This window comes from Pseudomonas sp. ANT_H12B (genome assembly GCF_008369325.1).
Classification (GTDB): domain Bacteria; phylum Pseudomonadota; class Gammaproteobacteria; order Pseudomonadales; family Pseudomonadaceae; genus Aquipseudomonas.
The window spans coordinates 1-26,282 of the sequence record NZ_VOBI01000019.1 but is presented as its reverse complement, the minus strand read 5'-3'; the positions used below and the strand labels follow the sequence as shown (position 1 = coordinate 26,282).

Below are 26,282 nucleotides of genomic sequence, written 5' to 3'. Positions count from 1 at the left end.
TATCGGCAGGCTGGCCGTGTTTTTATCGCCACGTCGTTCGTCCTGCGACCTTTGGAAAGGTCGGCGGCGGGCAGTTATCGATGACTATGAAAAAGGAATTTCAAATGAGTACAAATCGAGTGGGGCGTTTGAGTGCCGATGTCGGTTCGTTGGCATTTCGTGTGACCCAAGGGCTCTATTATTACGAGCGGCCGGGCATCCACTGCATCGAGGCGAATAATGGTGACGGCGCAGAGTTTTACGTCTATCTGCCGGTTGGAATCGAGAGTGGTACTTTCAATTTGGGACTTGGCGGGCAGTCCCCCATGATCATCCATGTGACAGGCAACTCCGAAGCGGAGCTTCATCCAGGCAAGCTTGAGTTGACGGTGGGCGGCGATGCGCAGTTTTCAGGAAGCTTCAGCGGGATAGATGCCGATGGTTTGGCGGTGGAAAATGGCAGTTTCAGGCTCGAACTCCAAGCAGCTGTCTGACATTTGAGCGACGGGAGCCTGGTGGCTCCCGTTGCAAGGGGTAACGACTACTTCAGGTTACCGCTGAGGAACTGCTTCAGCCGTTCACTCTTCGGATTGCCCAGCACATCTTCCGGTGCACCTTCTTCCTCCACCAGCCCCTGGTGCAGAAACAGCACCTGGCTCGACACCTTGCGGGCGAAGCTCATTTCGTGAGTGACCATGATCATCGTCCGGCCTTCCTCGGCCAGGCCCTGGATCACTCGGAGTACTTCACCCACCAGCTCCGGGTCGAGCGCCGAGGTCGGTTCATCGAACAGCATGACTTCCGGTTCCATGGCCAGCGCGCGGGCAATGGCGACCCGCTGCTGCTGGCCACCGGACAGGAATGCCGGATACTGGTCCGCCACGCGCGCGGCCAGACCGACCTTGTCCAGGTAACGCCGGGCACGGTCTTCGGCTTCTTCCTTGCTGCAACCCAACACCCGGCGCGGGGCCATGGTGATGTTTTCCAGCACCGTCATGTGGCTCCACAGGTTGAAGTGCTGGAACACCATCGCCAGGCGCGTGCGGATCCGTTGCAGTTCATCGGGGTCGGCCACGTGGATGCCGTGGCGATCCTTGGCCATGCGGATGTCCTGGCCGTCGAGGCTCATGCTGCCTTCGTTGGGTTGTTCGAGAAAATTGATGCAACGCAGGAAAGTACTTTTGCCCGAGCCGCTGGCGCCGATCAGGCTGATAACGTCGCCGGTGTTGGCCTTGAGCGAAACGCCTTTGAGCACATGATGGTCGCCATAGCTTTTATGCAGGCCTTCGATGGTCAGTTTGTACATGGGGCATGCATCCTCAAGGCGAAAGTAGGTAGCCGCTGCGATAGGCTTCGGTGCCCGCGACGTGGGCGATCACCATGCCGGCAGTGGCCATGCGCCGTAGCGAGCGGGCGTACAACAACCCGGCGACGGTGCAATGGACAGGAGTGACCCGATCACATATCGGATCAATGATTTCGGCGATCAATTGCCCGGCTTCGAGGTATTCCCCTGGCAGCGCGGTGAACACCAGCAGTCCGCCGACGGGCGTCGCTATGGGTTCGACTCCGGCCAGCGGTGTGGCCGGATAGGGCAGTTCGGGCAGTGGCGCAGGTGTGCCGGCAATGGCGCCAAAGTGAATCAGGTAATCGATCAGCGCCTGGCAGTCGAGGCTGGCCAGTGGGTGATTGACGTCCCCCTGGCCGCGCAGTTCGACGGTGACCGAAAAACTCCCCAGCGGAATATCGAAGTGTTCGCCGAAGCGTTCCTTCAACTGCCACCAGAGCAGGGTGAAGCATTCATCGAACGACTGGCCGCCAGAATCGGTGGCCAGCAGGCTGGCTTCGGCGCCGATGTAACGGGCCAGCGGCTCGACCTGTGGCCAGGCCTCGGGCGTGGAGTAGAGGTGCGCGACCGCTTCGAAGTCGCAGTGCAGGTCCAGCACCATGTCCGCATCGCAGGCCAGCCGTTGCAGGGTCAGGCGCTGGGATTGCAACTGAGTGCCGGCGGTCTGCCTGGCCAGCGCATTGCGCAGGCTGCTGCGGATCAGTTCGAGGTTGCGCTGCGGATCGTCGCCGAGTTGGCCTTCGATCGCGTTGCCGACCTCTTCACTCAAGTCGACGAACCAGCGGTTGAAGTTCTGCCCGCTTTCGAGCTCGTAGCGGCCCAGCGGTACATCCATCAGCACTTGTTCCAGGCCGACCGGGTTGGCCACCGGTACCAGCACGATTTCGCTGCGCAGCCGGCCGGCGGCTTCCAGCTCCGCCAGACGTTGCTTGAGGTGCCAGGCCACCAACATGCCGGGCATTTCATCGGCGTGAAGGGACGACTGGATGTAGATCTTGCTCTTGGCCGACGTCGGGCCGAAGTGGAAGCTGTGGATTTGTCGTGCGGTCCCCGGCAGCGGGGCCAGCAGGTCATGAATCTGATGGCGCATTGCAAAAAATCCTAGTGGGTCGGCCCGAGGAAGGCCAGCCATCGGCGTTCGGCGAGGCGGAACAGGCCGACCAGGGCAAAGGTAATGGTCAGGTAGATCAGCGCAGCGATGCCGAACGACTGGAAAGTCAGGAAGGTCGCCGAGTTGGCGTCCCGCGCGACTTTCAGGACATCCGGGATGGTCGCGGTGAAGGCCACGGTGGTCGAGTGCAGCATCAAAATCACTTCGTTGCTGTAATAAGGCAACGAACGACGCAGGGCCGAAGGCATGATCACGTAGGCATATAGCTTCCAGCCTGTCAGACCGTAAGCCTTGGCCGCTTCGACTTCACCGTGAGCCATGCTGCGAATCGCCCCGGCGAAAATCTCCGTGGTGTAGGCGCAAGTATTCAGGGCAAAGGCCAGAATTGTGCAGTTCATCGCGTCGCGAAAGAACGCATCGAGCACTGGCTGGGCACGTATCGCGGCCAGGCTGTAGATCCCGGTGTAGCAAATCAGCAGTTGGATATACAGCGGCGTACCGCGAAACAGGTAGGTGTAGAACTGCACCGGCCAGCGGATGTAGAAGTGTGGTGAAACCCGGGCGATGGACAGCGGGATCGACACCAGGAAACCGATGAAGATCGACGCACTGAGCAGCCACATGGTCATGGCCAGGCCGGTGATGTTGTAGCCGTCGGTATAAAGGAAGGGTTTCCAGTATTCCTGCAAGAGTTCGATCATCGTACGGCCTCCCGGGAACCGGCGGCGTAGCGGCGTTCGAGCCAGCGCAGGACGAAGTTCGACGCGCTGGTGATCACCAGGTAAATCAGCGCGGCAAGCACCAGGAAGTAAAACAGTTGATAGGTGCTTTTACCGGCGTCCTGCGCAGCCTTGACCAGGTCGGCGAGGCCGATGATCGACACCAGCGCGGTGGCCTTGAGCATCACCATCCAGTTGTTGCCGATACCCGGCAAGGCAAAACGCATCATTTGCGGGAACACCACGATACGAAAACGCTGACCGCGTTTAAGGCCATAAGCCGTAGCGGCTTCGACCTGGCCACGCGGTACCGCGAGGATCGCGCCACGGAAGGTTTCGGTGAAATACGCGCCATAAATGAAGCCCAGGGTGATGACCCCGGCGCTGAACGGGTTGATCTCGATGTATTCCCATTCCATGAAATCGGTAAACGACGTCAACCAGGTTTGCAGGCTGTAGAAGATCAACAGCATCAGCACCAGGTCTGGCACGCCGCGGATCAGCGTGGTGTAGAGCTGGGCCGGTACGCGCACCAGTTTGACTTTTGACAGCTTGGCACTGGCGCCGAGCAAGCCGAGCAATACGGCGACCAACAGCGACAACACCGATAATTTGATGGTCATCCAGGTGCCTTCCATCAGCAACGGACCGAAGCCCTGGAGGCTGAAGGCTGAGAGCCCCAGATTTTGTAGTAGGTTTTCGAACATAAATCAGCAACCTGATCGGATGAAAAAAGCGCCCATCGCAAGATGGGCGCCGGGCATTATTTGCCGCTGTACAGATTCAGATCGCCAAAGTGTTTCTTCTGAATGGTGGCGTAGGTGCCATCGTCGTGTAACGCTTTGATACCTTTATTCAAAAGGTCTTTGAGGTCTTTGTTACCTTTAGAGATACCGATAGCTGTTTTGGCTGGCAGCAATTCGCTGTCCACCGGCTTGCTGACTTCGTAACCGTCACCTTTTGGCGACTTCAAAAAGCCCAGTTCGGCTTGCAGCATGTCCTGGATCGCCGCGTCGAGGCGACCGGAAGTCAGGTCGGAATACACCTGGTCCTGGTTCTGATAGGCCTGGGTTTTCACCCCGGCCTTGTCCAGAACGGCTTTGGCATAGGCTTCCTGGATAGTGCCTTGCTCGTAGCCGACGGTTTTGCCCTTCAGCGAAGCGACGTCTTCGGTCAGGCCGGAACCTTTCTTGAACACGTAAGCGGTTGGGCCGGAGAACAGCTCGTTGGAGAAGTCGATGACTTTTTCGCGAGCCGGGGTGACGGTCATCGAAGAGATCACACCGTCGAATTTATTGGCCTTGAGGCCCGGAATCATGCCGTCGAAATCGCTTTCGACCCATTTGCACTTGACCTTCAGCTCGGCGCAAATTGCGTTACCCAGATCGATGTCGAAACCTACGAGGCTGCCGTCGGCCGCTTTCGACTCGAACGGTGCATAGGAAGGGTCAACGCCAAAACGCAATTCTTTGTATTCCTTGGCCAGCGCGGAGCCGGCAGCCATGCACAACGCCAGTGCAGAAAGGGTCAGCAATGCTTTTTTCATTATTCAATCCCTAAGAACCAATATGAGCGCTTGTGGCGCAGAATTATTGTTACTGGAAAGCGTAAGACCTAATGAAAGTAGCAATTTCCGAACCAGAGTGCCGAACAAGCGTTTTAAAAGGTGATTCAAGAAATGGCTGGAGGGGATTTATGCACGGAAACGGGCATGAAAAAAAGCCTGCACTGAAGAGGTGCGTAACTGATCATTTCCGCGTGTTGATCGTTCCCACGCTCTGCGTGGGAACGATCGGAGGAGGACTAGCCGAGCAAATCCTGAAGGGTTCCCAGATTGTCCGCCTCCTCAACCGACTTATCCTGACGCCACCGCAACATCCTCGGAAACCGCACCGCAATCCCGCTCTTGTGCCGTTTTGACAGAGCAATCCCTTCAAACCCCAGTTCAAATACCAGACTCGGTTTAACACTGCTCACCGGACCGAATTTCTCTACGGTGGTTTTACGCACAATGCTGTCGACCTGACGCATTTCTTCGTCGGTCAGCCCTGAATAGGCTTTGGCAAAGGGCACCAGCGTTCGGTCGCTGGCGTCGGGCGGGCCATCCCAGACGGCGAAGGTGTAATCGCTGTAGAGACTGGCCCGGCGGCCATGCCCGCGTTGCGCGTAGATCAGCACCGCATCGACGCTGAACGGGTCGACCTTCCATTTCCACCACACGCCCATGTCTTTGGTTCGACCGACGCCATACAGCGCTTCGCGCGCCTTGAGCATCATGCCTTCGACACCGAGGCTGCGGGACGCTTCCCGTTGTCGGGCGAGGTCAAACCAGTCTTCGCCGGTCAGTACGGGCGAGGTGAGCAGCACCGGATTCGCGCAGGTTTTGACCACTTGTTCCAGCTGAGTGCGACGCGTGGCCTGAGGTTGATTGCGCCAGTCTTCGCCCTGCCATTCCAGCAAGTCATAGGCGAGGACCACCACCGGCACGGCATCGAGAATTTTCTTGTCCAGGGTTTTACGGCCGATCCGCTGTTGTAACAGAGCGAACGGTTGCACCGAGGGTGACGCCGGCGACTGCGGGTCGAAGGCATCTTCGGTAGCGATTGGCGCGGATTTCCAAACGACAATTTCACCGTCGATCACCGTGCCATCGGGCAAGCCATGCACCAGACTATCGAGCTCGGGAAAGCGCTCGGTCACCAGCTCTTCGCCTCGTGACCAGACCCACAGTCGCCCGTCACGCTTGACCACCTGCGCGCGAATACCGTCCCACTTCCATTCCACTTGCCAGTGGCTGGCCGGGCCGAGCAGCGCTTCGAACTGTTCAACCGGTTGCGATAGGGCATGGGCAAGGAAAAACGGATAAGGCTGACCACCCCGTTGGGCATGCTCATCGGACGATTCGGCGGCGATCAGTTTCAAGTAGCTGGCCGCGCTGGGGCGGTTGGACAGGTCGGTATAACCCACCAGCCGCTGGGCGACGCGTTTGCTGTCCAGGTGCGCCATGGACGCCAATGCCCGGGTCACCAGCAGCTTGGAAACCCCGACGCGGAAGCTGCCGGTGATCAGTTTGATGCAGAGCATCAGGCTCGGGCGGTCCAGTTGCGACCACAGTGTGGGCAGTCGTTCGGCGAGAATTTCAGGGGATTCGCCTCGCAGCGGCAGCAGTTTGTCTTCAATCCACACTGCCAGTCCGTCGGTAGAACTGTGCAGCGCTTCGGGCAGCACCAGCGAGATGGTTTCCGCCAGATCCCCGACCGCCTGATAACTCTCTTCGAACAGCCACGGTGACAGGCCGGAAATTTCCACCGCCAACTCGCGCAGGATGCGTACCGGCACCAATTGCCGAGGCCGCCCGCCGGACAAAAAGTACACGGCCCATGCGGCATCTTCCGGTGCGGCATTTGTGAAGTAGTTTTGCATCGCCGCCAGTTTGGCGTTGCTCGAGGTGGTGGCGTCGAGCTCGGCGTATAACCCGGCGAAGGCTTTCATGGCAGCACCTCGGCGCTTTCAGGTTCGTTGACCTGGTTCTCCTCCTCATCGTCGCCGTATTCGGTGTTGAAGCTCTGGGCATCAAGACCCTGTTCACGCAGATGCCGTACCAGCACCCCGACCGAGCCGTGGGTGACCATCACGCGTTCCGCACCCGTCTGTGCGATGGCCCATAACAAGCCGGGCCAGTCGGCGTGGTCGGACAACACGAAGCCGCGGTCCACACCGCGACGCCGACGCGTGCCACGCAAGCGCATCCAGCCGCTGGCGAACCCGTCGCTGTAGTCGCCGAAGCGACGCATCCAGGCGCTGCCACCCGCAGAAGGCGGGGCGATGACCAAGGCGTTGCGCATCATGGGATCGCTTTTAGTTACCTCGCCGGCGTAGATCGTTGGCGGCAAATAAACGCCGCTCTCGCGATAAACCTGGTTGAGCGGTTCCACAGCGCCATGCACCAGAATGGGGCCGAGGCTGGCGTCGATACCGTGGAGAATTCGTTGAGCCTTGCCGAAGGAATAGCAAAACAGCACGCTGGTTTTGTCGGCGGCGGCATTGGTTTGCCACCACTGATTGATCTCGGCAAAGACTTGCTGCTGAGGTTGCCAGCGATAGATCGGCAGGCCGAAGGTCGATTCGGTGATGAAGGTATGGCAGCGCACCGGTTCGAACGGCGCACAGGTGCCGTCGGGTTCGATCTTGTAATCTCCCGAGGCGACCCAGACTTCGCCGCCATATTCCAGTCGTACTTGGGCCGAACCAAGAACATGGCCTGCCGGGTGAAAGCTCAGGGTGACGCCGTGGTGAATCAGCGGTTCACCGTAGGGCAGGGTTTGCAGGTTGATGTCCTGACCCAATCGCACGCGCAAAATCCCTTCGCCGGGAGCGGCTGCCAGGTAATGCTGATTGCCGGTACGGGCATGGTCGCCGTGTGCATGGGTAATCACCGCGCGCTCGACGGGCCGCCACGGGTCGATGTAGAAATCCCCGACCGGGCAGTACAAACCTTCGGAACGAGCGATAACAAGGTCCATGCTGTTACCCAAATGGGGGGACTTGTTAGCTATGAGGTTTGCGGCAGGGGAGAAGTTCTATCGATTTTTGCGCGCTGATCGTTCCCATGCGCAGCAAAGGAATACAGCCCGTGACGCTCCGCGTCCCTAGAGGCATTCCCCACGCAGAGCGTGGGAACGATCAGTCGCGAAAGGGGTTACTTGCCGGGTGTCAGCGTCAACCGCGTCTTGCCATACACCTTGTCAAAGTTCTGCGGCTGCATTGGCAAACTCATGTATTGCCCCTTGAGCCACGGAGCGATGCTGTCGAGGTAGTTCGGGCTGGCCGGGTTGCCAGACTGGCCGGTGCTGTTCTGGCCCATCAGCGGTTCGGCCTGGCCGAAGTCGACGATAAAGCGCATGGCCGGCGCCAGGGTGGTGTTGAAATCCTGACCCCAGGTGAACGCCGCAGTATTGAGCGTGGTGTGATCGCCGCCGGCCGCCAATGGACCGCGCACGGTCTGGCCACTGGCATTCTTCCATTCGTAGCGGAGCAGTTTGCCCCACTGCCAGGCTTTGTGATCACCGCCCAACTGACTGTCGCCAGTGCTGATCGCCGCCGCCAGGCTGCGGGCGAGGATCGCCGGTTTGTCTTCTTTCTGCGGCGTGCGCGCGTCATCCCAGAACGGACTGTCTTCACGCCCCAGCAGATGATCGGCCTGAGCCGCGTAAGACAACTTGCCGTTAGCGATAAAGGCTTTCCACGCCGGGCTGCTTTGCGGACCCAGTTCGTCGAGGAAGATCTGCTGGGTACTTTGTTGAAGGAACAGCTCATAGATCGCCGCGTCGGCGGAGGTCGGGCTGAGCTTGCCGTCAAACGCCATCAAACGGGTATACGCTTCGCGGGCCTTGCCACGATCTGCCTCAGGCAAGGCTTCGATGGCCTGCTTGAGCGGTTGGGCCATCCCCGGAGCCTCGAACATTTTCTTCAGTTTGGCGGCGAACGTGGTGGTCTGGTCGTATTGCATGGCGATCAGGCTGCGCGTGTCGTGTTTGCCCACGCCAGCCAGTTCGGCCATGCGTTCACCGCGCTCAGGTGCCGACCAGGAATTGGACAGCTGCATGCCGTAGCCGTGGGGAATGACCCGTTGGTTGGCGGTGCCGAGCCAGCCTTGGGCCGGGTCCTGATCATAGGGGTGGAGCATCGGGTCGGCGTATCCGTCCCAATCGTATCGACCTTCCCAGCCCGGCGATGGCAACAGGCCTTCGCCTTCGCGACGGTTCGGGTAGCGCCCGGTGACTTGCCAGCCGATGTTGCTGGCGTCGGCAAATACCAGGTTCAGCGCGATGGCGCGGATTTCGCGGCTGGCATCCGAGGCTTTCTCGACGGTCTGGGCGCGGGACAGGTCGAAAAACGCATCCAGGGTCTTGTCATCGGTGAAGTTCGGCGTTTGTAACGCCAGGCCAAAACCATTGGCCATCGTCATGCCTTGGGCACTGTTGAGCAGCGGCCCGTGGCGGGTTTCGTACACCACTTCGCGAATCGGCCGCTGGCCTTTGACGAAGTAGGTTTCGTTACGCACGATTGCCGGCTGCCACTTGCCGCCGACCTCGTAGGAAAGTCCGTTGCCCTGGCGTTTGATTTTTTCCAGGAACAGGTCCTGGTTGTCGCCCATGACGGTGGTCATGCTCCACGCCACTTTGCCGTTGAAACCGCCGAGCACCATCGGCAAACCGGCGATGGTTACGCCAGAGGCCTGGTATTTCGGCGCGCGAATCTGCACGTAACTGAACAACGACGGCACGCCCAGCGACCCGTGGCTGTCGCTGGCCAGCAGGCTTTTACCGCTGCGGCTGCGTTGCGGGGCGATCGCCCAGTTGTTCGATGACGTGGCGCCCAGCAGATTCAGGTCCGACAGTTGGCTCGTGGCTTTGTTGATTTCCGCCAGGCCCGGAATTTGCCCGTTGAGCTTGATCCCCTGAAGTTTTTCGCTTTCGGCCAGCGGCAGTTTTTCGTCAGGGGCGGATGGCGACAGCCACGCGAGTTTGTCGCTGGTGACGGTCTGGGCCAGCACCAGCGAGGAAATTTCTTCCGGCAGGTTGGCCGATTGGCTGAAGTTCAGCAGGCAGAAAATCAGCGCCGAATCTTCTGGCTTCCAGTATTCAGGCTTGTAGCCGGTGGCCGCGAGGTCCGCCGGCAACTTGTCGCGGTAGCGGAACAGGTAGGCGTTGACCCCGCGCGCATAGACTTCAAAGAAGCGCTTGAGGCGAGGCGACGACGCCTTGTACAGCTCGCCGGCGCTTTTTTTCAGATTGACGGCGCGCATGTAGCGGTCAGCGTCCAGCAAGTCAGAGCCGGACATCTCCGACAAACGGCCCTGTGCCAGCAGGCGCAGGGTGACCATTTGCGTGATGCGGTCGCTGGCGTGGACGTAACCGAGGGTGAACAGCGCGTCGTGGAAGCTGTTACTTTCGATCAGCGGCATGCCCATGGCATTGCGGCGAATCGAAACGTTCTGCGCCAGGCCCTTGAGCGGCTGCACGCCGGAGGCCGGCGGGAGGGTGTCCTGAGTGTTCCAGGTCTGACAACCGGTCAGGCTCAAAACACCGGCCACTGCTGCGGCAACGCCGAACCGGGGAAGAAAATGTGTGAGGGCTGGCGAGGCCATGGCAAAGCTCCTGCGGGGGTAGCGTCATTAAAGGCGCTACGTTAGAGAGCAGGAGGAGGCCGCGCAAGCGGGGTGTCGGGTTATTTCAGGATTTGTCTGTCGCTGATCATTCCCACGCTCTGCGTGGGAATGCAGCCCGGGACGCTCCGCGTGCCATCCACAGCCGAACGCAGAGCGTCCGTCGAGGCCGCCCACGCAGAGCGTGGGTGCTCGGGAGAACGGGTCAGGATTTAGGCGGGTTGATTTTGGCCACCAGCGCATACGCCTTCACTGTCGCCGGGCGGTTCTGGATGTGAGTGAACCAGCGCAGCACGTTAGGGAAGTCTTCCAGGTTCTGGCTCTGCCACTTGTGGGAAACGATCCACGGGTAGATCGCCATGTCGGCAATGCTGTACTCGCTGCCGGCGACAAAGTCGTTATTCGCCAGTTGCTTGTCCAGAACCCCATATAAACGAGCGGTCTCATCGATGTAGCGCTTGATCGCGTAAGGGATTTTCTCCGGGGCGAACTGGCTGAAGTGATGATTCTGCCCGGCCATCGGCCCCAGCCCGCCCATTTGCCAGAACAACCATTGCAGTGCTTGCTGGCGACCGCGCAGGTCTTTGGGCAGGAACTTGCCGGTTTTCTCCGCCAGGTACAGCAAAATCGCGCCGGACTCGAACAGCGCCAACGGCTCACCGCCATCGGCCGGTTCGGGATCGACAATGGCCGGGATTTTGTTGTTCGGGGAGATTTTCAGAAAGTCGGGTTTGAACTGGTCGTTCTGGCTGATGTTGATCGGATGCACGTTGTACGACAGGCCGGCTTCTTCCAGGAATATCGAGATTTTGTGGCCGTTGGGGGTGGTCCAGTAATACAGGTCGATCATGGAGTACTCCAAATCAAGAGACGTCGTTACTTGCGGACAGCAAACGCCGGCATCAGGTCGTCCTGTTTGCGTCGATAGCTTGCCTGTAGGAAGAGGTGATGCTGAAGTGCGGGGAATTCAATGGCCAGCATGAGAAAAACCGGCATGGAGCTCAAAACAAACGCGGCACTGATCGTCATCGATCAACAAAAGGGCATTCTGCATCCCAAACTCGGTCGTCGAAATAATCTTCAGGCCGAGCAGCGGATCCTCGATTTGCTAACGCATTGGCGTCGAACCGGGCGACCGGTCATTCATGTGCAGCACCTGTCCCGTTCACCTGACTCAGTGTTCTGGCCGCAACAATCGGGGGTGGAATTTCAGGAGCGGTTTCAGCCACAGACTGGTGAGCAACTGATTCAGAAGCAGGTCCCGGATGCGTTTTGTGCCACGGGGCTTGAGAAAAGTTTGCGAGAGGCGGGGATCGATCAGTTGGTCATTGTCGGCGTAGCGACCCACAACTCAGTGGAATCCACGGCGCGAACGGCCGGGAATCTGGGGTTTGAAACGTGGGTCGTGGCGGATGCGTGTTTTACCTTCGACAAGGCTGACTACTTTGGTAAAACCCATACAGCCGAGGAAGTGCATGCGATGTCGCTGGGTAATCTACAGGGCGAATACGCGACGGTCGTGAGCGCTGGGCAGATCCTGAAGTGAGGGTGACTTTGAGAGCCTCTTCGCGGGCAAGCCCGCTCCCACAGAGGATTTGCAGTGGCCGCAAAATTGGGCCTGGCGCAATTCAAATGTGGGAGCGAGCCTGCTCGCGAAGGCGATTCAACAGGCGAAGATAATCTCCACCCGAAGCATCAAGCGCCGTGGCACTTCTTGAATTTTTTGCCATTGCCGCAGGGGCAAGGATCGTTGCGGCCGACGTCTTTCAGGGCATTGCGCACCGGTTCCTGGTGGGCGTGGCCGCAGTTCGGGCCGTGGACATGGCCATGGTCGTGATCATGGTGTTCGTGATGGTCATGATCGTGATTGCAGTCAGGGCCATGGACATGGGGTTGCTGGGTCATCGGTTTTGCTCCGGAATTAAATCGGCGGGGATTATCACGCCATTGCGCGCCAGGTGCACGTAGTGCGCGATGAATAAACCGGTTTCGAGTTCACCTTCCAGACGATAGGGAATGGGTTGATCGGATTTTTTCAGCATTTTCATCAGATCCCGAACCTTGGGCCAAAGATTGGTGCGGATCGGAACCTTGAAGTAGGCACTGCGCTTGGGTCCGACGGTGAACCAGTGTTCATGCTCGCCTTCGGTCAGCAGTATGTCGCCCAAGTGAATGCGGTACTCAATGCCCCGCACCGTCAGATCACTGTCGTTGCGGTTGTCGACGCGAAAGTGCAGGAGGAATCGTTGCTGCATCAGTTTGGCCTGGACGACTTCGACCTTGACCAGATGCACTTGAGGGTCCGGCGCATCGTCGCTGAACCATGACGCACAGCCGCCGAGCCCGAGAAACAGGAGCAAGGCAAACATCTGTAAGGCGCGCCGTTGGGTGGCCATGGTGATGTTCCTCCCTTGTAGCAGCCGAACGCAGCCTTCGGCAGTTGCTACAGGTCACTCAACTGCCGAAATACCCCGCGCAACACTTCTTGAATTTCTGTCCGCTGGCGCAAGGGCATGCGTCGTTGCGCCCGGCCTTGAGTTGTACGGTGGGGTCGATGAAGTACCAATGCCCGGCGTTCTGAACAAACGATGAACGCTCGCGGTGGCTGTGCTCGCCGCTGCCGTCATGCCAGCGCGCGGTGAAGGTCACGAAGGCGTGTTCCGGCTGACCGCCGAGCACTTCGGAGCTTTCCACCTCAAGACCCAGCCAGGTGCTTTGGGCGCTCCAGTCGCTGATGGACTGACGATCCAGACCCGTCTGTTGCGCGGGCAGGGTGGTCGCCACCAGATAGTCGATCAGCCCCAGCACATAAGCGCTGTAGCGCGAACGCATCAAGGCTTCTGCGCAGGGCGCCGGATGTCCGGCGTGGTAATGACCGCAGCAGGCATCGAGCAGGGTGCCGCTGCCGCAAGGGCAAATAGATGTACTCATGCGTTACCACCAGTATTTCCCGAAGTTTTCCGGATTGGCCCAAAACCGTGAGTTGAGCCAATCGGGTACCTGTTTGTAGTCAAGCAGATCATAGGTGAACAGCGTCAGCACTTGATCGTCGCGCTGGAAGCGTTCGCTGGCTTGCAGGGCCAGGGAGAAAAAATCGGTCTCCTGCCAGCCGCTTGCCGGTAAATCCGCGAGTACCGCAATGCGACTGGCATTGAGGTTTCGGATCCCGCCTAACAGGTTCAGGCCATCGCGCTTGGGTAAATGTTCCAGGCAATCGACCACCAGCGCCAGGTCGAACCGTCGTGCCGCCAGTTCGACAGGCAATGGCCCGGGTGCAGCGAAGGCGACACTAGTGTCCGGGTGCGCGAGTTTGAAGGCTTCCAGCGCGGGAAACTCACTGGCGCCTATCAGCAGCAGACGCGCGGGGGCGTAACGATCAAGCAATGCGGCCAACGCCTGCTGGGGCGTGCGCGAAGAAATACCTGCAATCATCAAAGATCCTCAATCAGAGCGCCAAGACTAGCCTGCCCAAACGTCCGGGCCTAGAGCGGCATTCAGCCAAAATCGCCGATCTGCCGTGAATACGGGGTAAAACAGCCGTGGCCTATTGCTGGCGGAGATTAAAACTCGGGTCTTTACTACCTGAATCGGTTCTAAGCCGATCCCCTCAGGAGAAAACTAGATGAGCATAGTTCGCACAGCATTACCCTTGGTTCTGCTAACCAGTGTGTTGACTGGTTGCGCAGGTTTGCAGAAAACCGACTGGCCGACCTGTGCGGCGGTCGGTGGTGTCGTGGGTGCAGGTCTCGGCGCGACCGAGAGCTCGGCATGGGCAGGGTATGGCGCGTTGATCGTCGGCGGCACGGCTGCGGCCTATTGCTGGGTTCACGGTGATGGCGATGAAGACGGCGATGGTGTACCGGACAGCCGCGACAAGTGCCCGGGTACGCCTAGAGGCGTGCAGGTCGATGCCGATGGTTGCCCTCCACCCGTGCCTGCGCCAGTGGTCGAAGAGGCCGTTGTCGTCAAGGAAGAAGTCATTGTCATCCGCGATGTGCACTTCCAGTTCGACAAAGCCACGCTGACCCCTTCTGATAAAGATGTGCTCAACACCATCGCCACGCGCCTGAAACAGGAAGCCGCCTCAGCCCAATTGACCGTGACCGGTCATACCGACAGCGTGGGCAGTGATGCCTACAACCAGAAACTGTCGGATAAACGCGCCCACTCTGTCGTGGATTATCTGATTTCCCAAGGCGTACCACGCAGCAGCTTCGTGTCCGTGGCCGGTGCCGGTGAAAGCCAGCCGGTAGCCGATAACAAAACCGCTGACGGCCGTGCGCTGAACCGTCGCACGGAAATCAAAATCAACCGCTAACCCCCCGCGCGCTCCGCGGCTTGTGCAGTCGCGGATGCGGGTCTTTACTCCTGTGTAACCGGTATTGGCCGGTAATACAGGAGCTTTCACCATGAGCGTACTCACAAGGACCGTCTTGCCGGTTCTGCTGCTTGGCAGCCTGTTGACCGGCTGCGCTACTCACAGCGATGGCACTGCCCCCCTCAATCAACGTACCTGGCCGATCTGCAGCGTCATTGGCGGACTGGTCGGTGGAGGTCTGGGCGCTCTGCAAAGTAGCGGTTGGGCGGCCGGCGGAGCAGCGCTCGGAATCTTGTCCGGCGGCTTGATCTGTTACGCCCAGGATGGCGATGAAGACGACGATGGCGTCTTCGATCGACGTGATCGTTGCTCTGATACGCCCGCCAATACACCTGTCGAGCATCACGGTTGTCCGTTGCCGCAGTACCCGGTCAGCGTAAAACCTGTCGAACCTGTGCAACCCGAAGTCATCTCCCTGCCCAGTGACGTGCTGTTTGCCTTCAACAAGTCCGACCTGAGTCCCGCCGCGCAGAGTCAGCTGGATTCGCTGATGGCCAAACTGCAAAACGCCGATGTGGTGAGCATCAAGGTCGTGGGTCATACCGACAGCCAAGGCACGGATGCCTATAACCAGGCACTCTCGGAACGTCGCGCCAGTAGCGTGGCGGCCTACCTGTTGAGCCAGGGCCTGGCGTCGAACAAACTCACCAGTGAAGGCAAGGGCGAAAGTCAGCCTGTGGCCGACAACGAAACGGACGAAGGACGAGCGCAAAACCGCCGGGTGGAATTGCACATCAATCGCTGAACCCCGTGATAGAGCCATCGGACAACGATTGCGGTTGCTCCGACGGCCTTTCGGCGGCCTCCATGAAGAATTTTCTGTTGCCCTCTGGCTTATCTCGCGTGTAAGCCGTTACTGTGCGCGCAAAGAATAATTCTCATCGGGGGAGCGTATGAAGGTGTTTTGGGGGCTGGGAAAGCTGTTGACCCTGTTGTTCTGGCTGGTGGTGCTGGCCAATCAGCTCATGCCGTTTGTCAATCCGCTGCGCCTGTTGGTCGATCTGGCCGGCATTCTGTTGGCATCCCTTCATCTGCTTGAGGCGGTGTTCTGCTTCCGCAGCCTCAGAGGTCGCGCCAATCCTTGGCGTGATCGCCTGAAGATCCTCTTCTTCGGCGTTTTCCACCTGCAAACCATCCCGGCTCCCGCACCTAAGGCTTCCCATGCGTAAACTCTGTCTGCTTGCCGCACTCATCAGCCCATTGGCCTGCGCACAGGTGGTGAGCGTCGAAACCAACTCGCTGATGCGCTTGCCCAACACCGCCAGCACTTTGCAGCTGGAACGCCTGGAAGTCGCCGATTACGGCACGTTGCTGATTCCTTCGAACGTGACCGAAGTCACCATCGGCGAATTGCATCTGGGCCGTGAAGCGCGGATCGCTATCGTGCCGGGCGAACAGGCGCTGGAGCTGAAGGTCAGTCGTGCAGAGTTGTCTGAAGGCAGCCAGATCACGGCTCGAGGTGCGCCGGGGACTTACCTCAAGGCTGCCCGCTCCGGGCGCAATTTGAATGTGCAGATCAAAGCACTAAGCGCGCCGCAATTGTTGGTAGACGCGCGCGGTGGTGCGGGTGCGCCGGGATTCGTCGGCCTCGACGGCGCCAACGGTCAGCCACCGGGTTGCACGTGGGGCCAGGCCGGTCGCGGTGCCGATGGCAGTAATGGCAGCGACGGCCAACCGGGTGCGCCCGGGGCACTGTACGGTTGGCAGTGCCAAGTGATTATCCGGCGGAACAGATCAAGGTCCAGGTGGCCGGCGGTGCCGGTGGTATCGCGGGGCCTGGCGGCAAGCCGGGGGCGGGCGGTAAAGCCAAGGGCTGTTTCGTCTACAAGGCCGATGGCGGCAAGAGCGGCCGTCCAGGTGCTGACGGCCAGCCCGGACCTGCGGGTGCGGCGGGTTCGGTGACCGTCCAAAGGTTGTAACCCTGTAACTGATCGTTCCCACGCTCTGCGTGGGAACGATCATGAAGCCCTAAAACATCGGCCGAGCCGCAGCGATCGCCACCAGCACCAACCCGACAATCAGGTTAATCCCCACCAACTTGCGAATTTTCCCAAGCGTAGCAGCCCCGGTCGGCCAGTCCTGCGCCGCCACTGCCGTGCGCAACTCCGGCAATAACAACGCCTGAATCCGGATAAACAGCGCGGTCATCACCACGTACAACCCCATCATTACCTGCACATACCGCGGTGCCGCTTCAAAACCGCTGTACTGCAAATGAATCATGCCCACGCCGCTGATCGGCAACAACACCACCGCGACCCAGACCCAGCGGAAAAAACCCTGAAACACTTCTACCCACAACTGCAAACGGGCAGGGCCTTCCAAAGCCTTCATTGCCGCGGGGCGCAAGACCATCCAGGCGAAAAACATTCCGCCGACCCACACTAGGGCTGACAGTACATGCAGGGTATAAACAAGGCCAAAGGGTGTCATTGGGTTACTCCGTTCTGCGCGGGATTAATTAGCGCGGTATGATAGCCGCCGATCCGAACCACTGAAAATTTATCCAGCGTTTTTTGCGCCCGACAATCCATGATCAGCACCGAACTCAAAACCACGATCCAGGGCGCCTACTCGCGTTTTCTTGAAGCCAAGAGCCTCAAACCGCGCTACGGCCAACGCCTGATGATTGCCGAAATTGCCAAAGTCCTCGGTGACATCGACACCGACGACGAAGGCCGGCGCAGTGGCGACCCCGCGATTGTCGCGGTGGAAGCCGGCACCGGTACCGGTAAAACCGTGGCCTACAGCCTGGCGGCGATTCCTACCGCCAAGGCCGCCGGCAAACGTCTGGTGATCGCCACGGCCACCGTGGCCCTGCAAGAGCAGATCGTCTACAAGGATTTGCCCGACCTGATGCGCAACAGCGGGCTGAATTTCAGCTTCGCCCTGGCCAAGGGCCGCGGGCGCTACATGTGCCTGTCCAAGCTCGACATGTTGCTCCAGGAAGGCCACGCGCAAACCGCCACGGCGCAGCTGTTTGAAGAAGAAGGCTTCAAGATCGAGGTCGATGAGGCCAGTCAAAAGCTGTTCACCAGCATGATCGAAAAGCTGGCCGGCAATAAATGGGACGGCGACCGCGACAGCTGGTCCACCGCCCTGGAAGACGCCGATTGGGCGCGCCTGACCACCGATCACAGCCAGTGCACCAACCGTCACTGCCCGAACTTCGGCCAGTGCGCCTTCTACAAGGCCCGCGAAGGCATGGGCAAGGTCGACGTGATCGTCACCAACCACGACATGGTTCTGGCCGATCTGGCGTTGGGCGGCGGCGCCGTACTGCCGGACCCGCGCGACACGATCTACGTGTTCGACGAAGGGCACCACCTGCCGGACAAGGCCATCGGCCACTTCGCCCACTACACACGCCTGCGCTCCACCGCCGACTGGCTGGAAACCACCGCCAAGAATCTCACCAAGCTGCTGGCCCAGCACCCGCTGCCGGGCGATCTGGGCAAGTTGATCGAACAGGTGCCGGAACTGGCGCGAGAGATCAAAACCCAGCAGCAATTCATGTTCAGCGCCTGCGAGCAGGTCGCCGATTTCAAACCCGGTGAAGACGTCGAAGGTCGCGAGCGGCCGCGTCACCGTTTCGTCGGTGGGGTGATTCCCGAGCACATGCGCGAGATGGGCGTCGAGCTGAAAAAAGCCTTCGCTCGCCTGACCGATCTGTTCACTCGCCTCACCGAGCTGCTCAAGGAAGGCATGGACGGCGAGGTCAACATCGGCATCGCCAGCAACCAGGCCGAAGAGTGGTATCCGTTGTTCGGCAGTCTGTTGTCGCGTTCCTCGGGCAATTGGGAGTTGTGGACCGCGTTCACCGCCGAAGACCCGGAAGACAACCCGCCGATGGCTCGCTGGCTGACCCTGGCCGAAAGCGGTTCGCTGTTCGACATCGAGGTCAACGCCAGTCCGATCCTCGCGGCGGAAATGCTCCGTCGCAATCTGTGGAACGTGGCTTATGGCGCTTTGGTGACCTCGGCCACGTTGACGGCGCTCGGTACTTTCGACCGTTTCCGCATGCGCGCCGGCCTGCCAAAAAAAGCCGTGACCGCCGTGGTCCCGAGCCCGTTCCATCACGCTGATGCTGGCGTGCTGCGAGTGCCGGACCTGAAAGCCGATCCGCGTGATGCGCCGGCCCACACCGCGGCGATCATCCGTGACCTGCCACAACTGGTGGAAGGTTCGCGCGGTACGCTGGTGCTGTTCTCCTCGCGTAAACAGATGCAGGACGTGTTCGACGGTCTGGACCGCGACTGGCGCAAGCAAGTGTTCATTCAAGGCAACCTGTCGAAACAGGAAACCCTGAACAAGCACAAGGCACGGGTCGATGGCGGAGATTCCAGCGTGTTGTTCGGCCTCGCGAGTTTCGCTGAAGGTGTCGACTTGCCCGGTGCGTATTGCGAGCATGTGGTGATCGCGAAGATTCCATTCTCGGTGCCCGATGATCCGGTCGAAGCGGCTTTGGCCGAGTGGATCGAGGCCCGTGGCGGCAATCCGTTCATGGAGATCTCCGTGCCGGACGCCTCGCTCAAACTCGTCCAGGCCTGCGGTCGTTTGCTGCGCACTGAAGAAGACCGCGGCACCATCACCTTGCTCGACCGGCGTCTGGTCACCCAGCGTTATGGCAAGGCGATCCTCAATGCGTTGCCGCCATTCCGTCGTGAAATTTCCTGAAACAGGGCTGGGCATTTTTGCCCAACCCGTTGTCTATCTCTCAACCATCGCTTTTCCACTGACCCTTTGAAGGTCGTTAGGGAGAACCTCGTTCCTATGATTCGCCGTTCGTTGCCCGCTGTTTTTGCCCTGATGTTCGCAGCTCCTTTGCTGGCGGCTCCTGCCAGCCAACAAACACTGTTCAACTTTGTGCGCCCCGCTGATGTGGTCCAGGTGGCGACTCAGGACGCCAGCCTGCCGCAATCCAACGCCGAGCAAACGGCCGAAGGTGAAGTGCTGCGCCGGGTGACCTTCAATCCTGTCGCCCAGCCGACCTTGCGCCTGACCCCGCAAACCGGAGCCTGGGACTGGTCGCAGTCGGGCGTCATGAGTCTGCGGATCCAGAGCGCAATGAATTGGGCCGTGACCCTGTACGTGAAAATCCAGAGCAACGACGGCAAGACGTTGATCAGCCGCGTCGATTTGCCGGCCGGCCCGGCGCAAACCCTGCTGGTGCCGCTGCAGCCGAGTTCGCCGCTGAGCCTGGGGATGAAAGCCGGCCCGCCGATGCCAATGACGGTCGACGGTCAGCGCATTTTGCTGGCCAGCAGTGCCGGTGAGCTGGATCGCAGCCAAGTGGTGTCGGTGACGTTGTCGATGGATCAGCCGAAAGTCGCCCAGAGCATCCTGCTGGAACGTTTTGGCGTGCAGAACGGCGAGGCTATTAATCAGGCCGTTTATGGCGGGCTGGTAGACGCTTACGGTCAATCGACCCGGGCCAAATGGCCAGAAAAAGTCAGCAGCGACGAGCAACTCAAAAGCGCCGCAGCCAAGGAACAACAGCAAACGAAAACCTGGCTTGCCGAACGTAAGAAGTCGTCCCTGGACAAGTTCGGTGGCTGGATCAAAGGCCCGGCGTTCAAGGCCAGCGGCTTTTTCCGCACCGAGAAACGTGATGGTCGCTGGTACCTGGTGACGCCAGAAGGGCATCCGTTCTACTCGCTCGGCGTCAACACCGTCACCCCAAGCGTCAACCAGACCTACGTCGCCGGTCGCGAGTGGATGTTCGAGTCCTTGCCAAAACCCGACGAGGCGCTGGCCAACCACTTTGGCGAAGGCGACAACCGTGGCGGCAACGGCGCCGATCAGGGCCGTGGCTATAACGCCGGTCGCTGGTATGACTTCTACGGTGCCAACTTGCAGCGCGTCTATGGCGAACCTTGTGCGTTGGGCAGCGACACCAAAGCCGGCGTCGCCGAAGCCGCCAAGACCGATGCCGCTGAGGCGACAGTCGAGAAGGCCGCTGAGCAACCTGTCGTTCCTTCGACTGCCGAATCCGGTGTCGCGGAAGCCGCCAAGACCGGTGCAGTCGACGCGACAGCCGCAAAAACGGCTGAGCAACCACAAACACCTGTCGAACCCTGCAAAACGGTTGTTGATGAACAACGCTGGGCCAGCCACACCCTTGATCGCCTGCAAGCCTGGGGCTTCAATACCATCGGCAACTGGAGCGCTCCGGCGCTGGCCAATGCGGACCGCGTGCCCTACACCTTACCGCTGTCGATCGTCGGTGATTACGCCAGCATCAGCACCGGCACCGACTGGTGGGGCGGTATGCCTGACCCGTTCGATCCGCGTTTCGCCATGGCCACCGAGCGTGCTGTGGCTATTGCCGCCCGTGACCATCGCGACGATCCGTGGCTGATCGGTTACTTCGCCGACAACGAACTGGCCTGGGCCGGCCCCGGCGACGACCCGAAAGCCCGCTACGCCCTGGCCTACGGCACCTTGAAAATGACCACCGACGTGCCGGCCAAACGCGCGTTCCTCAAGCAGCTTCGAGACAAATACCGCAATCAGGCGGGCCTTTCCAAAGCCTGGGGGATTGACTTGTTAGCCTGGGAATTGATGGAAGATCCGGGCTTCGTGCCGCCAATGCCCAGCGCCGAACACCCGGAAATCGAAGCCGACTTCAAATACTTCCAGAAAGTCTTTGCCGATACGTACTTCAAAACCATCTCCGACTCGCTCAAGTGGCACGCGCCAAATCAGCTGTTGCTGGGCGGCCGGTTCGCCATCAGCACGCCGGAAGCGGTGGAGTCCTGCGCGCAGTATTGCGACGTGATGAGCTTCAACATGTATACCTTGCAACCTCAGGACGGTTACGACTTCGCCAAATTGCGCAGTCTGGACAAACCGGTGCTGATTACCGAGTTCAACTTCGGCTCGGCAGATCGCGGCCCGTTCTGGGGTGGTGTGACGCAGTTGGCGAAGGAAGAAGACCGCGCCCCGGCCTACGCCAATTTCCTCAAACAGGCGATGAGTGAACCGTCGATCGTCGGGGTGCACTGGTTCCAGTACCTCGATCAACCGGTGACCGGGCGTCTGATGGATGGCGAAAACGGTCACTTTGGTCTGGTGGGTATTACCGATCTACCGTTCCAGGGTTTCGTCGACAGCGTGCGCAAGAGTAATTTGCTGACCGTCGATCAGCTCGGCAAGGAAGCCGAAAAGGCCAGGGCCGAAGCGGACAAAGCCCGCCACGAAGCCGAGGGCGGCAGAAAAGGCGACGCCGGCAAAGGCGCAGGGCAGGGCGCTGGCCATGCGAGTGGGCATTCCGGGAATGGCCATTAACATCATCTGAGACCGCGTTATCGTTCATCTCGAGCAGGCTCGCGCCCGCAACGTTCTGTGGGCGCGAGCCTGCTCGCGAAGGCGTCCGCCAAGGCACCACAAGTTTCTGATCCAATCCATGGGCGACCGACCGCCCAGCCCGCCCCTGTTTCCAAAACCTTCAATGGCTGGAACAATGCGGCCACTTTGTAGAACGTTTATCCGAGGGAGTTGCGGGTGCAGATTCAGGGTCATTACGAGCTTAAGTTCGAAGCGGTGCGCGAAGCTTTCGCGGCGCTGTTCGACGATCCTCAGGAGCGTGGCGCAGCGTTGTGCATTCAGATCGGCGGTGAAACCGTCCTCGACCTCTGGGCCGGTACCGCCGACAAGGATGGCCTTGAGACCTGGCATAGCGACACCATTGCCAACCTGTTTTCCTGCACCAAGACTTTCACCGCCGTCACCGCCCTGCAACTGGTGGCCGAAGGCAAGCTGCAACTCGATGCGCCGGTTGCCCGCTACTGGCCCGAGTTCGCCGCTGCCGGCAAGGAATCCGTCACCTTGCGTCAATTGCTCTGCCATCAGGCCGGTCTGCCGGCGCTGCGCGAATTGCTGACCCCGGAAGCCCTTTACGACTGGCAAACCATGGTTGACGCCCTGGCGGCTGAAACGCCTTGGTGGACGCCCGGTCAAGGCCACGGTTATGCGGCGATCACCTACGGCTGGCTGGTCGGCGAATTGCTGCGTCGTGCCGACGGTCGCGGGCCGGGTGAATCCATCGTGGCGCGGATAGCGAAACCTTTGGGGCTGGATTTTCACGTCGGCCTGGCGGACGAAGAGTTCCATCGCGTGGCGCACATCGCCCGTGGCAAGGGTAACGTCGGCGATGCCGCGGCCCAGCGCTTGCTGCAAGTGACGATGCGCGAGCCGACGGCCATGACGACCCGGGCTTTCACCAATCCGCCGTCGATCATGACCAGCACCAACAAACCCGAGTGGCGGCGGATGCAGCAGCCGGCTGCTAATGGCCACGGCAATGCCCGTAGCCTGGCCGGGTTCTATGCCGGTCTGCTCGACGGCAGCCTGCTGGAAAGCGAAATGCTCGACGAGCTGACGCGCGAACACAGCCTCGGCGAGGACAAGACATTACTGACCCGGACCCGTTTCGGCCTGGGTTGCATGCTCGATCAACCGGATGTTCCCAATGCGACCTACGGCCTTGGCCCTCGGGCGTTTGGCCATCCTGGCGCTGGCGGCTCAATCGGTTTTGCTGACCCGGAACACGATGTCGCCTTTGGCTTTGTGACAAATACGTTGGGGCCGTACGTCTTGATGGATCCGCGCGCACAAAAGCTTGTGCGAGTACTGGCCACTTGTCTGTAAAACCCGCTTAAAGGTTCCAGAACCGGAACCTGAAGGCCTTTTTGGTTTCAAAGCGTCTGTTTATGCGGGCCTGTCCGGTCTGATTTTTTCATTACTTCATTTTTTGTGGATAACTATGTCAACCAAACAAACCCTCGCCTTGGCCCTGTGCTTCGCTATCACCGGTTGTGCACAGACCCCAAAAAATGATGCAGACGGCGGCAGCTGGTGGCCGTTCGATTCCTCCGACAAAGTTGCAGCCAAAGACCCGGCTAAAGGCCCGTCTCCAACTCCCGCTCCGGCCCCGCTCAAGCCTGCCGCCACCGCGCCGGTGGCCAAGACTGAAAGCTCCAGCCCTTGGTATTGGCCGTTTGGCTCGGAGGAAGTCCTCGACAAAAAACCAGAGGTAAAACCTGAAGTCAAACCTGTCGAAGTGGCCAAGGCTGAGGCCGCTGAAGGCGGCAAGTGGTGGTGGCCGTTCGGTGGCAAGGAGCAAAGCACCGCCAAAGTCGTGCCAATGCCAGATCCGAAGGTCACCCAAGCCTGGCTCGACGACTATGAACCGCGTCTGCGCGCGGCGATCAAGGACAGCAATCTGCAACTCGAGCGTCGTGAAAACGTCTTGGTGGTCACAGCGCCAGTAGAAGGTTCGTTCAACCCGGATCGTCCGTCCATGCTGTTGCCGGTGACCCTTGGCCCGTTCACTCGCGTCGCGAAAATCCTCGAAGTCGATCCGAAAACGGCCGTGCTGGTACTGGGTCACAGCGATACGTCGGGTGCCGCACCGACCAACGTGAAACTGAGCCAGGAACGCGCCCAAGCCGTGGCCGCCATTTTCCGTCTCAGCGGTCTGCAGCGTGATCGTCTGATGCTGCGCGGCATGGGCGGCGAAGCCCCGCGTGCTGCCAACGACAGCAATGAAGGCCGAGCCTTGAACCGTCGTGTCGAACTGCTGGTGACTCCGCAAAACACCATGGTCGCGTTGCTGAGCAAGTACAACATGCCGGCTCCGGCGCCAGTGCGCTTGGTTGCAGCCCAGGACGTCAAGCCAGTGGTCAAGCCTGTTACGCCAGCGCCAGCCGCGAAAAAAGCGGATGTACCTGCAGCGAAAAAGGCGCCGGCCAAAAAAGCCGCTAAAGCTCCAGCCAAGAAGGCGCCTGCTAAAACCGCGACGCCAGCGAAAAAGACTGCTCCGGCCAAAGCCGCTACCGACTCGAAAAAAGTCGCCGCCGCTGACGCCACAAAGAAGTGATTCGTTAACCAAAAGGAATGCACCATGACCCAGGGCCTGGCTGATATGCGTCGCGACTACACCCGTGATGGCCTGACCGAGGCACAAGCCCCGGCCGAGCCATTCGGGTTGTTCCATCAGTGGTTTGCCGACGCGGTGAAAACCGAGCAACCGCCGGTGGAGGCCAATGCCATGACCCTGGCCACCGCCGATCAGGACGGACGGCCGCATTGCCGCATTCTGCTGCTCAAGGGGCTGGACGAGCAGGGCTTCACCTTCTTCACCAACTACGACAGCGCCAAGGGCCAGCATCTGGCCGCGAATCCGTTCGCGGCCATGACCTTTTTCTGGCCAGCCCTGGAGCGCCAGGTGCGCATCGAAGGGCGGGTGGTGAAGGTTACGCCTGAAGAATCCGACGCCTACTTCCAGGTTCGTCCACTGGGCAGTCGTCTCGGTGCCTGGGCATCGCCCCAGAGCCGGGTGATCGCCGATCGTGCCGAGCTGGAAGCGCTGCTCAAGAACACCGAGCAACGTTTCAGCGACACGCAACCTCATTGCCCTGAGCACTGGGGTGGTTACCGTTTGTTACCGGAGCGCATCGAGTTCTGGCAAGGCCGTCCGAGCCGCCTGCATGATCGCCTCAACTACCGCTTTCAGGGCGCCGACTGGGTTCTTGAACGTCTGGCACCTTAAGCCGTCTACCGATTGGGATAACCTGCCGCAGCGGCTTCAAGCCACTGGGGCAGGTCTCGGCGCTTGATCTTCTGCGCTTGAGCGTTCGCCAGTTGCTGGAGCATGAAAGCCTTTTTCTGCTCGTCTTTACCCGCCAGAGCCAACGCCAGATCGCGGTCCATCCAGCGTTTGATCCGAACGTATAGCCACCAGTGGAAATACAATCCGGCAACGGTAGTGACGACAATGATGAAGTAATCCATGACAATCCTTGGGGCAGCGACGCAGATTCCGGAATTTGCCGCTACTGTGTGGTGAGTTCGTGGAGGTGTCTGTACCGGGCCTGAATCAAACCAATTTTATCCGGGCAAGGCCGTGACAGGCGTCAAGCTGCGGAGTTTAATGAATACCTGTCCTTTGGAGTTGATGCTATGCGTAAGTCTGTTCTGCTGGTTGCTTCTTTTTCCACGATGGCGATGTTGCTCACGGGTTGCCAGTCCAGCCTGACCGGTGACTCTTACTCCCGTGACGAAGCGCGTCGCGTGCAGACCGTTCGCATGGGCACCATCGAATCGCTGCGACCGGTCAAAATCGAAGGTACCAAAACCCCGATCGGCGGCCTTGCCGGTGCGGCGGTTGGCGGTGTTGGCGGCAGCGCTATCGGTGGCGGTCGCGGCAGCATCGTTGCTGCCGTTATCGGCGCCGTCGCTGGCGGCCTGATCGGCTCGGCCACAGAAGAAGGTCTGACCCGCGCCCAAGGCGTGGAAATCACCGTTCGCGAAGACGACGGCAGCATGCGCGCCTACGTGCAACAGGTTCAGGAGAATGAAGTGTTCCGTGTGGGTGAGCGGGTGCGGATTGCTACTGTTGATGGGACTAGCCGCGTTTCGCATTAAGCGGGAATACGGGTAAAAAAAAGGTTCATCACGGATTACCGGGAAAGACGCTCTTGATCTTCATGAAAAAGAATTCGCTATCCCGGTAACCGTACGCCATCCGCTTGATGACCTTTATTCGATTGTTTATTCCTTCCAACTGACCAGTG

At 59.8% G+C, this 26,282-nt stretch carries 27 protein-coding genes and 1 pseudogene; 12 read left to right on the top strand and 16 right to left on the bottom strand.

Annotation, left to right across the window (positions count from 1 at the left end; translation table 11 throughout):
• Positions 1-80 precede the first annotated feature (80 nt).
• On the top strand, positions 81-473 hold the full coding sequence (locus FQ185_RS24220; protein WP_149419629.1) for a hypothetical protein: 393 nt from the start codon (positions 81-83) through the stop codon (positions 471-473).
• Positions 474-520: 47 nt separating this feature from the next.
• Here FQ185_RS24220 and FQ185_RS24215 read toward each other — a convergent pair whose 3' ends face one another.
• From FQ185_RS24215 to FQ185_RS24170, 9 genes are all read right to left on the bottom strand, one after another.
• Positions 521-1,285, bottom strand: coding sequence for an ABC transporter ATP-binding protein (locus tag FQ185_RS24215; protein WP_149419628.1), 765 nt, complete (start codon positions 1,283-1,285; stop codon positions 521-523).
• A gap of 13 nt (positions 1,286-1,298) precedes the next feature.
• The gene (locus FQ185_RS24210; protein WP_149419627.1) at positions 1,299-2,417 is read right to left on the bottom strand and encodes a succinylglutamate desuccinylase/aspartoacylase family protein; all 1,119 of its coding nucleotides are present in this window, start codon (positions 2,415-2,417) and stop codon (positions 1,299-1,301) included.
• Between the two features lie 11 nt (positions 2,418-2,428).
• Positions 2,429-3,139, bottom strand: a complete 711-nt coding sequence (locus FQ185_RS24205) for an ABC transporter permease (RefSeq protein ID WP_149419626.1) — start codon at positions 3,137-3,139, stop codon at positions 2,429-2,431.
• On the bottom strand, positions 3,136-3,864 hold the full coding sequence (locus tag FQ185_RS24200) for an ABC transporter permease (protein WP_149419625.1): 729 nt from the start codon (positions 3,862-3,864) through the stop codon (positions 3,136-3,138). The genes FQ185_RS24205 and FQ185_RS24200 overlap by 4 nt, the downstream gene beginning before the upstream one ends.
• Positions 3,865-3,920: 56 nt before the next feature.
• The gene (locus tag FQ185_RS24195; protein ID WP_149419624.1) at positions 3,921-4,703 is read right to left on the bottom strand and encodes a transporter substrate-binding domain-containing protein; all 783 of its coding nucleotides are present in this window, start codon (positions 4,701-4,703) and stop codon (positions 3,921-3,923) included.
• Positions 4,704-4,960: 257 nt separating this feature from the next.
• Positions 4,961-6,649, bottom strand: coding sequence for an ATP-dependent DNA ligase (locus FQ185_RS24190; protein ID WP_149419623.1), 1,689 nt, complete (start codon positions 6,647-6,649; stop codon positions 4,961-4,963).
• On the bottom strand, positions 6,646-7,680 hold the full coding sequence (locus FQ185_RS24185; RefSeq protein WP_149419622.1) for a ligase-associated DNA damage response exonuclease: 1,035 nt from the start codon (positions 7,678-7,680) through the stop codon (positions 6,646-6,648). Before FQ185_RS24185 ends, FQ185_RS24190 begins: the two co-directional genes overlap by 4 nt.
• Before the next feature lie 176 nt (positions 7,681-7,856).
• Entirely contained in the window at positions 7,857-10,307 is a 2,451-nt protein-coding gene (locus FQ185_RS24180) for a penicillin acylase family protein (RefSeq protein ID WP_149419621.1), read from the bottom strand.
• Between the two features lie 223 nt (positions 10,308-10,530).
• Positions 10,531-11,175: a glutathione binding-like protein gene (locus tag FQ185_RS24170; RefSeq protein WP_149419619.1), complete on the bottom strand. Its 645-nt coding sequence runs from the start codon at positions 11,173-11,175 to the stop codon at positions 10,531-10,533.
• Between the two features lie 144 nt (positions 11,176-11,319).
• Between FQ185_RS24170 and FQ185_RS24165 the strand changes: the two genes are divergently transcribed.
• Positions 11,320-11,871, top strand: coding sequence for a cysteine hydrolase family protein (locus tag FQ185_RS24165; protein ID WP_149419722.1), 552 nt, complete (start codon positions 11,320-11,322; stop codon positions 11,869-11,871).
• Positions 11,872-12,020: 149 nt separating this feature from the next.
• Here FQ185_RS24165 and FQ185_RS24160 read toward each other — a convergent pair whose 3' ends face one another.
• Genes FQ185_RS24160 through FQ185_RS24145 form a run of 4 tightly spaced genes read right to left on the bottom strand, consistent with a single transcriptional unit; the run spans position 12,021 to position 13,757 of the window.
• Positions 12,021-12,230, bottom strand: coding sequence for an SEC-C metal-binding domain-containing protein (locus tag FQ185_RS24160; RefSeq protein WP_064676164.1), 210 nt, complete (start codon positions 12,228-12,230; stop codon positions 12,021-12,023).
• Positions 12,227-12,721 (bottom strand): LEA type 2 family protein, encoded by a 495-nt coding sequence (locus tag FQ185_RS24155; protein WP_149419618.1) that lies wholly within the window; start codon positions 12,719-12,721, stop codon positions 12,227-12,229. The genes FQ185_RS24160 and FQ185_RS24155 overlap by 4 nt, the downstream gene beginning before the upstream one ends.
• A 58-nt stretch (positions 12,722-12,779) precedes the next feature.
• Complete coding sequence (locus FQ185_RS24150; RefSeq protein WP_149419617.1) at positions 12,780-13,256, bottom strand: YchJ family protein; 477 nt, start codon at positions 13,254-13,256, stop codon at positions 12,780-12,782.
• 3 nt (positions 13,257-13,259) lie between these two features.
• Positions 13,260-13,757 carry a DUF6231 family protein gene (locus FQ185_RS24145; protein ID WP_149419616.1) on the bottom strand — a complete coding sequence of 166 codons (498 nt, stop codon included), beginning with the start codon at positions 13,755-13,757 and terminating at the stop codon, positions 13,260-13,262.
• Positions 13,758-13,947: 190 nt separating this feature from the next.
• Here FQ185_RS24145 and FQ185_RS24140 point away from each other — a divergent pair, with 190 nt between their 5' ends.
• From FQ185_RS24140 to FQ185_RS24125, 4 genes and pseudogenes are all read left to right on the top strand, one after another.
• Complete coding sequence (locus FQ185_RS24140; RefSeq protein ID WP_149419615.1) at positions 13,948-14,643, top strand: OmpA family protein; 696 nt, start codon at positions 13,948-13,950, stop codon at positions 14,641-14,643.
• Between the two features lie 91 nt (positions 14,644-14,734).
• On the top strand, positions 14,735-15,448 hold the full coding sequence (locus FQ185_RS24135) for an OmpA family protein (protein WP_149419614.1): 714 nt from the start codon (positions 14,735-14,737) through the stop codon (positions 15,446-15,448).
• A 148-nt stretch (positions 15,449-15,596) separates the two neighbouring features.
• Entirely contained in the window at positions 15,597-15,872 is a 276-nt protein-coding gene (locus FQ185_RS24130) for a DUF1145 domain-containing protein (protein ID WP_149419613.1), read from the top strand.
• Positions 15,865-16,622 (top strand): annotated as a pseudogene (locus FQ185_RS24125) (collagen-like protein). The gene FQ185_RS24130 and the pseudogene FQ185_RS24125 overlap by 8 nt, the downstream one beginning before the upstream one ends.
• Positions 16,623-16,671: 49 nt before the next feature.
• Here the strand turns inward: FQ185_RS24125 and FQ185_RS24120 are convergent.
• The gene (locus tag FQ185_RS24120) at positions 16,672-17,136 is read right to left on the bottom strand and encodes a CopD family protein (RefSeq protein ID WP_149419612.1); all 465 of its coding nucleotides are present in this window, start codon (positions 17,134-17,136) and stop codon (positions 16,672-16,674) included.
• A 99-nt stretch (positions 17,137-17,235) separates the two neighbouring features.
• Between FQ185_RS24120 and dinG the strand changes: the two genes are divergently transcribed.
• The 5 genes from dinG (at position 17,236) to pdxH (ending at position 25,258) form a co-directional block, all read left to right on the top strand.
• Positions 17,236-19,380, top strand: coding sequence for an ATP-dependent DNA helicase DinG (dinG, locus tag FQ185_RS24115; protein ID WP_149419611.1), 2,145 nt, complete (start codon positions 17,236-17,238; stop codon positions 19,378-19,380).
• A 96-nt stretch (positions 19,381-19,476) separates the two neighbouring features.
• The gene (locus FQ185_RS24110) at positions 19,477-21,993 is read left to right on the top strand and encodes a beta-galactosidase (RefSeq protein ID WP_149419610.1); all 2,517 of its coding nucleotides are present in this window, start codon (positions 19,477-19,479) and stop codon (positions 21,991-21,993) included.
• 216 nt (positions 21,994-22,209) lie between these two features.
• On the top strand, positions 22,210-23,355 hold the full coding sequence (locus FQ185_RS24105; protein ID WP_149419609.1) for a serine hydrolase domain-containing protein: 1,146 nt from the start codon (positions 22,210-22,212) through the stop codon (positions 23,353-23,355).
• A gap of 115 nt (positions 23,356-23,470) precedes the next feature.
• A complete protein-coding gene (locus FQ185_RS24100) occupies positions 23,471-24,586 on the top strand; it encodes an OmpA family protein (RefSeq protein ID WP_149419608.1) in 1,116 nt (371 codons plus the stop codon).
• Between the two features lie 24 nt (positions 24,587-24,610).
• A complete protein-coding gene (pdxH, locus tag FQ185_RS24095) occupies positions 24,611-25,258 on the top strand; it encodes a pyridoxamine 5'-phosphate oxidase (RefSeq protein ID WP_149419607.1) in 648 nt (215 codons plus the stop codon).
• Between the two features lie 5 nt (positions 25,259-25,263).
• Here pdxH and FQ185_RS24090 read toward each other — a convergent pair whose 3' ends face one another.
• Complete coding sequence (locus FQ185_RS24090; RefSeq protein WP_149419606.1) at positions 25,264-25,500, bottom strand: hypothetical protein; 237 nt, start codon at positions 25,498-25,500, stop codon at positions 25,264-25,266.
• Between the two features lie 168 nt (positions 25,501-25,668).
• Here FQ185_RS24090 and FQ185_RS24085 point away from each other — a divergent pair, with 168 nt between their 5' ends.
• Positions 25,669-26,133 (top strand): glycine zipper 2TM domain-containing protein, encoded by a 465-nt coding sequence (locus FQ185_RS24085; RefSeq protein WP_017336812.1) that lies wholly within the window; start codon positions 25,669-25,671, stop codon positions 26,131-26,133.
• A gap of 28 nt (positions 26,134-26,161) precedes the next feature.
• Here the strand turns inward: FQ185_RS24085 and FQ185_RS24080 are convergent.
• A partial coding sequence (locus FQ185_RS24080) for a transposase (RefSeq protein WP_141228961.1) occupies positions 26,162-26,282 on the bottom strand: 121 nt, incomplete at its 5' end.

Excerpts from the sequence above, each read along its gene's own strand:
- FQ185_RS24220 (WP_149419629.1), top strand. The coding sequence starts at position 81 with ATGACTATGAAAAAGGAATTTCAAATGAGTACAAATCGAGTGGGGCGT.
- FQ185_RS24215 (WP_149419628.1), bottom strand. The coding sequence starts at position 1,285 with ATGTACAAACTGACCATCGAAGGCCTGCATAAAAGCTATGGCGACCAT.
- FQ185_RS24210 (WP_149419627.1), bottom strand. The coding sequence starts at position 2,417 with ATGCGCCATCAGATTCATGACCTGCTGGCCCCGCTGCCGGGGACCGCA.
- FQ185_RS24205 (WP_149419626.1), bottom strand. The coding sequence starts at position 3,139 with ATGATCGAACTCTTGCAGGAATACTGGAAACCCTTCCTTTATACCGAC.
- FQ185_RS24200 (WP_149419625.1), bottom strand. The coding sequence starts at position 3,864 with ATGTTCGAAAACCTACTACAAAATCTGGGGCTCTCAGCCTTCAGCCTC.
- FQ185_RS24195 (WP_149419624.1), bottom strand. The coding sequence starts at position 4,703 with ATGAAAAAAGCATTGCTGACCCTTTCTGCACTGGCGTTGTGCATGGCT.
- FQ185_RS24190 (WP_149419623.1), bottom strand. The coding sequence starts at position 6,649 with ATGAAAGCCTTCGCCGGGTTATACGCCGAGCTCGACGCCACCACCTCG.
- FQ185_RS24185 (WP_149419622.1), bottom strand. The coding sequence starts at position 7,680 with ATGGACCTTGTTATCGCTCGTTCCGAAGGTTTGTACTGCCCGGTCGGG.
- FQ185_RS24180 (WP_149419621.1), bottom strand. The coding sequence starts at position 10,307 with ATGGCCTCGCCAGCCCTCACACATTTTCTTCCCCGGTTCGGCGTTGCC.
- FQ185_RS24170 (WP_149419619.1), bottom strand. The coding sequence starts at position 11,175 with ATGATCGACCTGTATTACTGGACCACCCCCAACGGCCACAAAATCTCG.
- FQ185_RS24165 (WP_149419722.1), top strand. The coding sequence starts at position 11,320 with ATGGAGCTCAAAACAAACGCGGCACTGATCGTCATCGATCAACAAAAG.
- FQ185_RS24160 (WP_064676164.1), bottom strand. The coding sequence starts at position 12,230 with ATGACCCAGCAACCCCATGTCCATGGCCCTGACTGCAATCACGATCAT.
- FQ185_RS24155 (WP_149419618.1), bottom strand. The coding sequence starts at position 12,721 with ATGGCCACCCAACGGCGCGCCTTACAGATGTTTGCCTTGCTCCTGTTT.
- FQ185_RS24150 (WP_149419617.1), bottom strand. The coding sequence starts at position 13,256 with ATGAGTACATCTATTTGCCCTTGCGGCAGCGGCACCCTGCTCGATGCC.
- FQ185_RS24145 (WP_149419616.1), bottom strand. The coding sequence starts at position 13,757 with ATGATTGCAGGTATTTCTTCGCGCACGCCCCAGCAGGCGTTGGCCGCA.
- FQ185_RS24140 (WP_149419615.1), top strand. The coding sequence starts at position 13,948 with ATGAGCATAGTTCGCACAGCATTACCCTTGGTTCTGCTAACCAGTGTG.
- FQ185_RS24135 (WP_149419614.1), top strand. The coding sequence starts at position 14,735 with ATGAGCGTACTCACAAGGACCGTCTTGCCGGTTCTGCTGCTTGGCAGC.
- FQ185_RS24130 (WP_149419613.1), top strand. The coding sequence starts at position 15,597 with ATGAAGGTGTTTTGGGGGCTGGGAAAGCTGTTGACCCTGTTGTTCTGG.
- FQ185_RS24120 (WP_149419612.1), bottom strand. The coding sequence starts at position 17,136 with ATGACACCCTTTGGCCTTGTTTATACCCTGCATGTACTGTCAGCCCTA.
- dinG (WP_149419611.1), top strand. The coding sequence starts at position 17,236 with ATGATCAGCACCGAACTCAAAACCACGATCCAGGGCGCCTACTCGCGT.
- FQ185_RS24110 (WP_149419610.1), top strand. The coding sequence starts at position 19,477 with ATGATTCGCCGTTCGTTGCCCGCTGTTTTTGCCCTGATGTTCGCAGCT.
- FQ185_RS24100 (WP_149419608.1), top strand. The coding sequence starts at position 23,471 with ATGTCAACCAAACAAACCCTCGCCTTGGCCCTGTGCTTCGCTATCACC.
- pdxH (WP_149419607.1), top strand. The coding sequence starts at position 24,611 with ATGACCCAGGGCCTGGCTGATATGCGTCGCGACTACACCCGTGATGGC.
- FQ185_RS24090 (WP_149419606.1), bottom strand. The coding sequence starts at position 25,500 with ATGGATTACTTCATCATTGTCGTCACTACCGTTGCCGGATTGTATTTC.
- FQ185_RS24085 (WP_017336812.1), top strand. The coding sequence starts at position 25,669 with ATGCGTAAGTCTGTTCTGCTGGTTGCTTCTTTTTCCACGATGGCGATG.